Consider the following 11,282-nt stretch of genomic DNA (forward strand, 5'->3'; position numbering starts at 1 on the left):
TGATATACCAATACGAATAACCACAAAAGCGCCACCATGGCTTAGGTCATGGTGGCGCTTTTGATTTTTAGCGCCCAAACGCTGTCAAGGCGCGCTGGCTCAATAGTTCAGCTGGCAGCGGAAACTGGGCAATAAGCTGCCCATAGCTGCGCTCTTGAATCAAATTGCCAGCAACCCCAACCAAAACCAGCGTTTCAGCATCGGCACTAACCACCGCATGATTGTGTAATGGCAACTCATCGCTCCATTCCAAGGCTCCAGTTGCGGCGGCATAAACCCGATATTGCTTGCTGAGCACAGGTTGTTGCAAACTGCGTTGCCACCATAAGCGCGTGCCATCAGCCGACCAACCGACAATTGGGGTTGTAGTTACCATCGGCCCGCTTGGTTGTTGATCAAGCACGTGCCATGTTTGGCTAGCATGATCGTAACGCTGCAATTGAGCCATGCCCTGCGCCGAATCAAAGGTTACTGCGGCTAAAGCAGAGCCATCAGGAGCCAAGGCTAGGGCATGGTCTGAGCTAAGCGGCAAACTGAGCGTACTTGAGGTTTGGTTGGTTAAATTCCACCAAACCAGCTGTTGCTCGCTAGCAGTTTGGCTTTGGCGATAAACCAAGGTTTGTTGGTTTGCCATAACCAAGGTTTGCGGCTCGTAGGGCAATTCGGCCAAAATTTCAATTTCCGCTTGTTGGGTGAGCATAATTTTGGCAAAAAAAGTTTTTTTGTTGAAAGCGCTTGTTCTGGCACCATGCAATAAGGCATACAGGGTTTGACCACTCCACGCTAGCGGCTCGATCTTTTGATAGTTATGTGGTTTGAAGGTTGTTTCAAGCGCTGTAAGCTGGTTGGTAGTGAGATCTAAAAGCAGTAACGGTTGAGCAGAATGACGTGGCAAAAGAACAATCAGTACCTGTTGCAAATCGGGATTGATTACTGTTTGGATTGTCGTATCTAATGGGTGTTCTATAGCAGAATAATCAATTTGACGATGGGTTTGGGTTTGGGGATCGTAGAGCCATAGTGCATCAGACGAATCGTCGCGGTAAAGCGCCAAAGCAGGGAGCTTAGGCCGCTTAATTAATAACCGTATATCAAGCATTTCAATCTGTTGATCGCTCCATAGGGTGGAATAGATAGTTGTTTGGTTCATTGTCTCCTTGGCAAACAGTGCCAAGGGATAGCGCTCGGTAGCAGGGAGTACGATTTGATTGGTTGCTAGTGATTGAGCATTCGGCAACCCTCCATCAGGTATAGTTTGCGGCACTATTAAAATGTTCCCAACCGCTTGAATAGGTTGTTGCCCAACCGCAAAACTGGTGCGTTGTTGGCTTTGGGGATGCCACAAATCAATAAAATAATTGTCATACAAATACGCATACCAATAGCCCGATTGATAGCTTGGCACGAGCGACAAGCGTTGCTCAACAGGATAAGAATCAAGCAATTTACCGGTTTCAAGATCATAAATGTGCCATGTATAGGGCGGTTTCTTTCTAAAGGGCAGGGATTCTTCAATAACTGCAATCTGCTTTAAATCGGGCGCAACGATAATGTTATAAGGCTGCTCGCTTGGTGGTGGCGTAAGTTGAACTGTGCGTAATGGCGCTCCCGTAAGCCCATCCAACTCAAGCACAGCCGTTTCGTTATGCAACACAAAAAGCCGTTGCTGAACAAATGTAATAATTCCACGCTCCTCAGCCGTGGTTAACTCAGCAGTTCGTGGGTCATAGTGGCTCATTTTCTGTTCAGATTTATAGGTGGAGCACCAAAATGTCCCGTGGAGGTTCAGTGTACACGTATATCGAGAAATATACTCAAGGTTAATATCGTGCTGCTCAAGTATTGCTCCATCGCTTAACTGAACATGCATCCATGTCCAAAAAAAAGCTCCAAGTTTTGGTTTACTGCGCTCAATTGTCAAATATACGCCAGTTTTGGCTTCATCGAGCGCCGCAAAGACGAAATCAGTCCCATCAAAAGTATCGAATTCTATTTCCCAGCGGTATTGATTGGTTGCAAAATCAAACAGCTGAATACCATTGAAGTGATGACTAATTGCTAGGTGTTCTTCAGCAAAGATACTGACAATTTTATCGGGGTATTTCGCGCCAACAGGGGTTAATTCGCCGCTCGCTGCAAGCCAAACATAATTTAAATCCAAGCCAAACTCTGGCTGTTTCAATTGCACCAACACCCGCTCATTGGCTGGCATGCTCAAGGCTTGGGTGGGCGTGGCAATTGGCTGGCTTGGGCTGGCTTGGGCTGCCGACGGTAAAGTTGGCGTGGCTTGGCTAACGACAGTTGGCGTGGGCTGTTGCGCTTGGCAATTGCTCAACAACCCAACCAATATCCCCAGCAAAAGCATTCGATACACTTTTTGCATAGCCTTCTCCCTCTCTGGCTCCTATGGTTGCGGATAGACATACTCAACACTAAATGATCGAAATGGAGTCGTCGCATCAAAGCCATTAAATTGGATTAACGGCAACCAGTGTTGATTAATTCGCTCCAAAATATACACATCGTCGGGCATCACCACCATGACACGCTGGCCAAACCAATCACTCTTGGTTAGATTGAACCAATCAGCAAGCACCAGTGAATGGCCGATTTGGCTTGTGCGGCTCAATGTCAGCAAGCGTGAGTTAATCGTCTGGCTTTGGGCAAGCAAATAATATTGACTATCGCCCGACCACGTACCTTGAAAGCCTATCTGCAGCGGCTGGCGCATTAACTCCAAACCAGTTGCACTATCAAACATCAACAAGGTGCCATAGCGCCAAGGATACGTCCGCTCAAACAGCATAATCGTCTGGCCATCGGGCGCGATCTCAATTTCAAGGGCCTTGCGATCATCGGTTGCCATGAGCAATTGGGTTAGTTGGCTGACGATTGAATAGCGCTGAAGTTGATCTTGGAAATCTTGATAGACGACAATTGGCGAGCCAGCCGTATACCAAAGCTCCTTCGCCTGATCAGGATTGAGCAGATTTGTGCCTTGGCTTGGGTCATTGGCCGAGCTTTGCCAGACCAAATATTCAAACGATTGCGCCGATTCAAGCCACGTTCGACCAACAATTGTTAGTTGCTGCCCATCCCAGTAGATGGGGATTAATGTGGTTGCGGCGGGCAGTTCGGCAAAAATCCTGGGTTGGCCAGTTTGCAGATCAACCGCAAGGCAACGGTTGACTCGTGAATTGGATTGCGCATTGAAATGATAGCTATAGCACACCGCAATGCTCCGATTATCGGGCGCACTGACTCCCGCAAAATCATCCCAACCGCCAATTTCAGCGGGATCGAGATCAAGGGTAAGGGTTGTTTGGCTGGTTGGATCAAAAATCTGCCAGCTTGCGTCTGTCCGATCAATCAGCAATGGCGCTGCATTCCAACGGGCAATACGATAAAAACTTTCTTCAGACTCCACGCGACGGCTTTCGTTAGGCCAAAGCTGGAGGGTCTGCGATTCATGCCCAACTAAAGCCAAAGGCTGAGCGGCCAATGCCACAGGCGCAAGCGGAGCATTTGCCGGAAACGGAACAGTCAAAATTTCAAGCTGTGGGTTAGCAACCGAGGGCAGTGGCTGAAACTTGGGAATTAATCCAAACCCAAAAATTGTATGCTCAAGCTCAATCGTTTGAGTTTGGTTGGTTGGGAGATCAATCGTTTCCAAGACACCAGTGCGATTGAGCAGAATGAGGCGTTGGTCATCGAGAAAGCGAATCAACTGACTCACATCATAGCTACTGGTATGAGTTCGTTCATAGACTAATTGACGTTGCCACAAACCAAGCCCATTGCCAGCGCGATCATAGGCGAAAATTTGCTGAACTAAATTTGTGTCGAAGTTTTCGAAACGATTAACAACCGCAACCACATAGCTGAGATCGGGCGAAACCAACAGATGATCAATGCGTCCAGCACGTGGTAAATGTGAAAATTCAGTTTGGTTGAGCGTTTGACGCTTGAGCAAATCGATTTCGTTGACCATGCCTGAACCAAAGACCAAGGCCCGCTGCCCATCGGCTGCCACCGCAGCGAACTCAAGCTGGCTAAACCAGGGTTCTGCAAAGCCTTCACTGGCCGCATCAAAGCCAAACAATTGACCGTCGGCCAAAAGCCATGGACCAGCGGCGGTTGGCAAGACTTTGGGTTGTTGGCGCAACAGCGGTGCTTGATATTGGCGCAATTCTAGGCCACTGCGGCTATCCAGCCCACGCAAACGCACCGTCGCAGGCTGAAATGGGTCATTGGTGGCTTGCTTTTCGATTAACCAAACCACATCCATAAATGGATCGTTGACCACATCCAAAATTGTGGTTTCGCGTTGATCTGTTTGGGTAAACAGTGGCAATTGCCACAAACGCCGATCATCGCGCAACGAACGGGCTTCGAGCCAGGCATAATTGCGACTCAACAGCACATTATGGTCGCGGTCAATTGTAATTATCGGCTCTCGATCGATGAGCTTGCCTCGCGGTTGAGGCTGATTAACGCCATCCCAAAAATGCGACTCAGCCTCATCTCCCATCAACAGCAACTGTTGCTCGCCCAGATCAAGCGTTTTGCTGGCGGGCAGCGGCTGATTGGGTTGGGGCTGAGTTGCAATACTCGGGGTTGGAACTGCTGCAACCACCACCGTCGCAGTTGGCACAGGTGCTGGGGGCGCTGGCGTTTGGGCTGCCAAAATCATGGCAATTAATAAACCAATCCCAGCCATGACTGGTAGAATTTGCCAACGACGGCCTGAACCGCCAATCTTGGCGCGCTGCGAATGCTCTTCCATCATCAATACCTCTCGTAGGGTTGCTCTCATTGGAGCATACTATCGAACCTTGCCCTAATCATAGCAAACTATGCCAAGTTGGCTTAGCGAGGATACACATAACGCACCCTGCTTCTAGGCGTGGCTTCGAGTTGGTGTTGCCGAAGAAGCACTAGCGCTGTGCGAGCTTGAGCACTTGGCGTGGCATGAGGAGTTGTGCTTGGAAATAGAACAATCGTGGCGGTCGGGCTGGGTTTAATCGTGGGCGAGGCAGCAAGCGCCACGGCTGTTGGCTGGTTGGTAGGGCTAGGTTAGGCTTGATCAACAGGGCTTAAACCAAACAGCATACGCACAACTAAGCCAAGCCCAATTACTGTGCAACTCAGCAGCAAAACCCGCCAATGTCGCCCTAGATTGCGAGCCTTGGCGGCAGAACGATCATCCATCAGCAAACCCTCTCACTCGTGCTTGACCATGGGGAATAGTACGATCAAGCCTAGCGCACACGTCATGGGTTGCACAATGATAGCAAGCTGATGCCAAGCTGAGTCAAGGCTGGGGATCATAACCTGTCATCCGATCCCCAACCCCCGATCCCTATATCCAATTAGCGTGGATACACATAATAAATCTCTTCGGAAAGGCCAATATCCTCGCTAATCCGCCAATCAATCTGTAATGCTTGGCCATCCCAGCTGAGTTGCTCAAGGCTTGGTTGCCACAAATGCTGGGCCAGCAGCGTTTTGCCATCGTTATACAAGGCTACTGGTTTTTTGAGCGGATCACGCTTTGTACTAAATACGAGGCTTGGTTGTTGGGCGTTATAAACGCCAAGCCGTTGTTCGCGGCTAATATTCCCAAAATCCAACAACAACCAACGGCCATCAGGCGACCATAAAAATGGGCTTTCGCTACTCTCGGAATACGCGCCTGAATCTAGTTGATACCAGCGTTGCTGCTCAAGCTGATATAAGGCCGGAGCACTACTGCCATCAGCTGTTGGCAACATAAAAGCAAAGCTATTGCCTTCGGGCGAAAAACTCAGCGCATCGGCGGCTAATGGCATCAATGGCAGGGCAATATCGTGGCTTTGCTGCTTAACCAAATCGAGCACTCGCAACAGCATCGTTTTATTAGCAGCAGCCAGCGGGTAGATTAGCCAGCGTTGATTGGGCGCAACATACACCCGGGCCAGAATCGCATTGCTCACATCAGGAATGTTGGCCACAATCGCGGGAATTTCAGCGATTTTTTCTGCTTGGAATGGCGGCCCGAGCTGCACCCGCCAGAGCAGTTGAGGGTTTTTGCTGGTTTGCAGAAAATAGATGCTATCGCCTTGCCAAGCAAGCGGCTTAGCCCATTTCAATTCTGGCCAGGTGCGCGAATCGGCGAGCACATTCCATTCGCCAGTTTGGGTATTGATTTGCAGCAGTTGACTTGCCCCAATAAATTGATCGTTGCTACGCATATCTTGGCCTACCACCACCACCATGCTTTGATAATTTGGCGCAAGCATGCTGTCGATAAAACTTTCGTCGTTCAGAATCTTTTCAAATTCCCATTCGACAGTTTGCTGGCTCACCGGATCAAGCAATTGCCATGTTTTTGATTTGGGGTGTTGCAGCACTAAGGGCGGCTGATTATAGCGCTCAAACAGCCTAGAACCTTCCTCAACCAATACTTCAAGCGTTTGATCAGATGATAGCCGTTGCAAGCGTAAATCTAGGCCAAGTCGATCGCCAAAAATTGCCACTGGCTGAATGCTTGGGGGTTGAATCGTTGGCAAATTCGGTTGATCATACATTGGCACCATGGTTGGTAACGGCGTAACCGCCGCTTGATATTCGCTATTCGCCAGATTAATCGCCGGGCCAGCGATCTCACCCAGCCATGCAATGCCATGATCGCCCCAAACTGAAGCTGGAACAACCTCGGTCAAGCTATTGGTTGCGACATTCCAACGGCTAACCAACTGCTGCTCACGCTCCCAATCGAAGCTCGAGATGAACCATTGATCGGCAGTTATGCCAGGGTAGATTGAGCTAAGGCTGTCAACTTCGCTGATCCCAAGCAACTGCCCAGTTTGCAGGTTGTAGACCGAGCTGAAATACCGATCGTCAACGCGTGGATCATCACTGCTGACGATGCTCTCAACCACTAAGGTTTGTTGGTTATGCGAGAACGTGGCGCTAAGCAGATTGCCTTGAAACGGCGGATTTAATGCTACTTTTTGCTCATTACCACTCGCCCAATCGATCAGGCTCAACGTGGTTGGTGCCCGAAACACCCCCAAGAATGGTTGCGTGCCATCACCAACAATCTCATTCTTATTAAGCGCACCAACATCACGTTTTGTCATGGTCATGGGGTCAAATTGAAACAGTTTATCCTCTTCGATGCCCCAAATCTTGCCATCGCTGGTCATGATATGGCTATGGCCTGGGAGTGGTAATGAGCTGGGGCCATCAAGCAGCTGACCATCCTGAATCGCGAGATGGCTCCACGTCCAACGTGCATCATCGCTACGTTGATCAAGCACATAGACCCCGCTGCCAGCTTGATCAACTTTTAGCCTACTTTTACGATCATACTGGTTTTTGGGCAATAATTGCATACTCCAACGCGGCTGACCCGTTTTGAGGTCAATTGCAACTAAGTTTTGGTTACGCGGCAGCAGCAAGGTTTGTTGCTCGGGCAACAGCGCCATAAAGTTTGCTGCATACTCATCGACGGTCGCAATTGGCACAAAGCCTGTAGCCTCAACGCGTACCAATTGATATTGCTCTATATCAGCACGCACAATCATTGCATAGCTATGGATTTGGTCAACAGGTGTAGGTTGAGCCGTTAACGTTGGCAGCGTTGTAGGTGTTTGAAGCCCAAGCGTTGCTGCGGGAATCGTCGTTGTTGGTTGTTGAATCGCGGGCACAATTGTTGGCAACAACTCGGCATCATTCAGATCCCTGGTTGGAACGCTGGTGAATGCTGGCTCAATCGTCGCTAACCGAAACTCGCCTGGGTCTGCTGGCAAAACTTGGATTGGCGGCGCTGATTGCTCTGGTTGCCAGGCAGGAAACGGCGCGGCAATCAAGGTTGGGCTAGGCTGAATACTTGGCGTAGCTGAACCAAGCAAGGCCACCGCAGTGGAGTCAACATCCGCTTCATCAAGCCTACTTGGCATGAATGTCAGCACCAGCATCAAGCCAAGTAGGCCCAACGCCCCAAGCACGGGCAGCACCCGCCACCAATTGCGATCCTTGCTCAGTTTCACCCGTTCTCGTTGTGGTTGCATCGATATTGCTCCTCTATTCAATCATGAGTGGCTATCGGCACTAGGCTATAGGCTATTGGCTATGGGCTATTGGCGTTGGGAACCGCGAAGCGCACGAAGGACGCGAAGGTTCGTTTTTAGCCACAAATTGCCCGAAGCATAGAGTGTCGCCACAGCTTCATACTCCCAATAGCCTTCAGCCTAGAGCCGATAGCCTAACTCCTCCCCCCTGATCCCCGATCCCCGATCCCTACGTACAATCAACGCGGATACAGATAGCGAATCGTCTCAAGCCTTATTTCCATTGGGGCCATACGCCACTCAGTTTGCCATTCTTGCTCGCGCCATGTCAACTGGGTAAATGCCGGATTCCAAGATTGGCCAGTTAGAAGCGTTTTGCCATCGTTATCCAAGGCTAGTAATCGATGCTCGGTCGGCTCAATTTGCGAACGCAAAGCGAGGCTTGGTTGCTGCGTATTATAGATGCTCAGGCGGCGGTTAAGCCCAACATAGCCAAAATCGACCGCCAGCCACTTGCCATCAGGCGACCACAAAAACTGGTCTTGGCTATTGGCATAAAAGCCTGCATCAAGCTGATACCAACGTTGCTGCGCAAATTCATACAAGCCAACATAGTGATCATGTTTGGGGTTCAAGCTTGGCAGGATTAACCCAAAACGCTCGCCATCGGGCGCAAAGCTCAAGCTCACCAGATCGATCAATGGCAGCGTCAATTCATGGCTTTGTTGCTCGACCAAATCGAGCACCTTCACCAACATAGTTTCCTTATTCGCCGTCGCCAGCGGATAGAGTAACCAGCGTTGGTTGGGTGAAATAACGATTCTGGCAAAGATTGGATAACTTGAAACTGCTGGATCACTGGTAACAACGCTGGGAATTTCAGCCAGTTTTGTGGCTTGGAACGGTGGGCCTACTTGCACGCGCCAAAGCACCTGCGGGTTCGGCCCAGCTTGCAGAAAATAAGCGCTATCGCCGTGTAATGCAATTGGTTTAGCCCATTGCAGCTCAGGCCATGTCCATGAATCAGCGAGAATATTCCATGTGCCAGTTTGCAGATTAATCTGAACTAACTGACTTGAGCCGGTAAATTGATCGCTGCGCTGTAAATCTTGGCCCACAATCACCAGCAAGCTGCGATAATCGGGTGCTAGCAAGGGGTCAAAATCCAATTCGCTAGTACTAAGAATTTTTTCAAATTGCCATTCCACAGTTTGTTGGGTGTTTAGGTCGAGCATTTGCCACTGGCGTGCTTGGGGGCGTTGCAGCACTAATGGAGTTTGGTTATAGCGTGGAAACGTGTGCACCACAAAATCAGCAAGCAACTCCGTGTGCAAGTCGCTATCGATCCGCTGTATGCCACCGTTAGCAGCAACCAAGGCCACGGGCTTGGTCGTAGCAGGCAAGATCGTTGGCAATGGTGTTTGTTCATAGATCGAAACAGGGCTAGGCAAGGGCGTAACTGCTGCTTGAAATTCACTTGCAAGCGGTTCAATTGGCGCACCGCTAACCTCGCCAAGCCATAGAATGCCATTATCGCCAATGATCGTTGGCACAACTACTTGGGTCAACGTATTGGTTGCCATGTTCCAAAGGCTAAGATCGCGCTTGGAACTCACATAATCAGGCATGATTACTAACCATTGATCGGCACTATTGGTTGGATAGAGGCTGCTAAACATATCATGCTTGATCGTGGCAATTAATCGGCCAGTTTGGAGATCATAGGCTAAATAGTCATCATTTGCGCTGAAGGAACTGGTAGGCGGAGCCGCACTATCAACAACCAAGATCGTTTGATCGTTGGATAAAAAGCCTGCTCTAGGCATCCACTCAAATGGGCTTGCGTCTAATTCAACTGAACGCTCGTCGCCAGTTGCCCAATTGATCAGGCTCAATGTTGTTGGGCTACGAAATACGCCCAACAACGGTTGGCGGCCATCGCCCAAAATTGTCGCGTTGGAGAGTGAACCAAATTCTTGGTAGGCTTGGGTTGCAGGGTCATAGTGAAACAGGGTTTCCGGCGTGGAAAACCAAATGTGGCCAGTGCTCGTGAGCAACAGTTGATCAACTGCTGGCAATTTAAAATGTTGGGCTGGTTGCTGCAAAATTCCATCATTCAACCCAAGGTGACTTAAACGCCAGGTCATCGTTGCTTGATTAATTTCAATCAGATAGACCCCAGTGCCAGCCTGATCAAGCGTCAAGTGACTTGTATAATCAAGCGCCGTTTTGGGCAACAAACCATAGCGCCATAGTTCGCGACTAGTCGCCAAATCAAGCGCAACCAATTGCTGATTGCGCGGAATCAAGACACGTTGTTGCGCAGGCAACAAGGTCATAAAGCGCTCAGCATAGGCATCAACGGCAGCAATCGAAACCAAATTATTGGAGTCGATTCGCACGAGGTTATGGCCCGCAGGGCTATGCACAATCGCATAGCGCTGGCTTTGGGTAGCTGGCGTTGGGCGCGCAGTTGGCGCTGGCAGCGGCGTAACGGTTGAGGCTGGTAGATTGGTTGGTGCTGGCTCAATCACCGGCACAATCGTGGGTAAGGGCATCGGATCGCCTGGCAATTTAGGAGGAACGGTTGTCAGCACAAGTTCTGGTTGCACCGTCACCACGCGAATCTCGCCCAGTTTATCGGGCAGCAGCCGAATTGGCGGTGGCTCCGCTGGTCGGGTAGGAAATGGCGCGGCAATCAAGGTTGGGCTAGGCTGAATACTTGGCGTAGCTGAACCAAGCAAGGCCACCGCAGTGGGGTCAACATCCGCTTCATCAAGCCTACTTGGGATGAATGTCAGCACCAGCATCAAGCCAAGTAGGCCCAACGCCCCAAGCACGGGCAACACCCGCCACCAATTACGATCGTTGCCAAGTTTGACTCGCTCCCGTTGTGGTTGCATCGATATTGCTCCTCTATTCAATCATGAGTGGCTATCGGCACTAGGCTATTGGATGTTGGCTATTGGCTTTTGGCGTTGGGAACCGCGAAGCGCACGAAGGACGCGAAGATCACGAGGGCTTTGGACTTCTGACTTCTGACTTTTGATGTTCTATGCTCTCTGTATACTGATTCATTGCGTTAACAACGATTCACCCCTCACCCCCTAGCCCACTCACCCGCCCACGGGTTTAAGGGCGGACAGGGACGCTCAACCAGGGGATACAGCACGACCTCGGTTTGGTATACTGGATGGTGACGAAACCAAACCCAGAGCAAAACCG

Annotated in this window: 5 protein-coding genes; all 5 read right to left on the bottom strand. The window is 50.1% G+C overall.

Features of this window, described 5'->3' with window-relative positions; all coding sequences use genetic code 11:
- Window positions 1–67: 67 nt before the first annotated feature.
- The 5 genes from JOD20_RS16660 to JOD20_RS16675 all read right to left on the bottom strand — a co-directional run bounded on the left by JOD20_RS16660 (window position 68) and on the right by JOD20_RS16675 (window position 10,960).
- Window positions 68–2,383, bottom strand: a complete 2,316-nt coding sequence (locus tag JOD20_RS16660; protein WP_204756350.1) for a hypothetical protein — start codon at window positions 2,381–2,383, stop codon at window positions 68–70.
- A gap of 21 nt (window positions 2,384–2,404) precedes the next feature.
- Window positions 2,405–4,789, bottom strand: coding sequence for a hypothetical protein (locus JOD20_RS16665; protein ID WP_204756351.1), 2,385 nt, complete (start codon window positions 4,787–4,789; stop codon window positions 2,405–2,407).
- Window positions 4,790–5,076: 287 nt separating this feature from the next.
- Complete coding sequence (locus tag JOD20_RS26740) at window positions 5,077–5,211, bottom strand: hypothetical protein (protein WP_275580626.1); 135 nt, start codon at window positions 5,209–5,211, stop codon at window positions 5,077–5,079.
- A gap of 161 nt (window positions 5,212–5,372) precedes the next feature.
- Window positions 5,373–8,057, bottom strand: coding sequence for a PQQ-binding-like beta-propeller repeat protein (locus JOD20_RS16670; RefSeq protein WP_204756352.1), 2,685 nt, complete (start codon window positions 8,055–8,057; stop codon window positions 5,373–5,375).
- Between the two features lie 239 nt (window positions 8,058–8,296).
- On the bottom strand, window positions 8,297–10,960 hold the full coding sequence (locus JOD20_RS16675) for a hypothetical protein (RefSeq protein WP_204756353.1): 2,664 nt from the start codon (window positions 10,958–10,960) through the stop codon (window positions 8,297–8,299).
- Window positions 10,961–11,282 lie beyond the last annotated feature (322 nt).

The sequence above is a fragment of the Herpetosiphon giganteus genome, assembly GCF_016907925.1.
Lineage (GTDB): Bacteria > Chloroflexota > Chloroflexia > Chloroflexales > Herpetosiphonaceae > Herpetosiphon > Herpetosiphon giganteus.

Coding starts and splice junctions, on each gene's coding strand:
- JOD20_RS16660 (WP_204756350.1), bottom strand. CDS start 2,383: ATGCAAAAAGTGTATCGAATGCTTTTGCTGGGGATATTGGTTGGGTTG.
- JOD20_RS16675 (WP_204756353.1), bottom strand. CDS start 10,960: ATGCAACCACAACGGGAGCGAGTCAAACTTGGCAACGATCGTAATTGG.
- JOD20_RS16665 (WP_204756351.1), bottom strand. CDS start 4,789: ATGATGGAAGAGCATTCGCAGCGCGCCAAGATTGGCGGTTCAGGCCGT.
- JOD20_RS16670 (WP_204756352.1), bottom strand. CDS start 8,057: ATGCAACCACAACGAGAACGGGTGAAACTGAGCAAGGATCGCAATTGG.
- JOD20_RS26740 (WP_275580626.1), bottom strand. CDS start 5,211: ATGGATGATCGTTCTGCCGCCAAGGCTCGCAATCTAGGGCGACATTGG.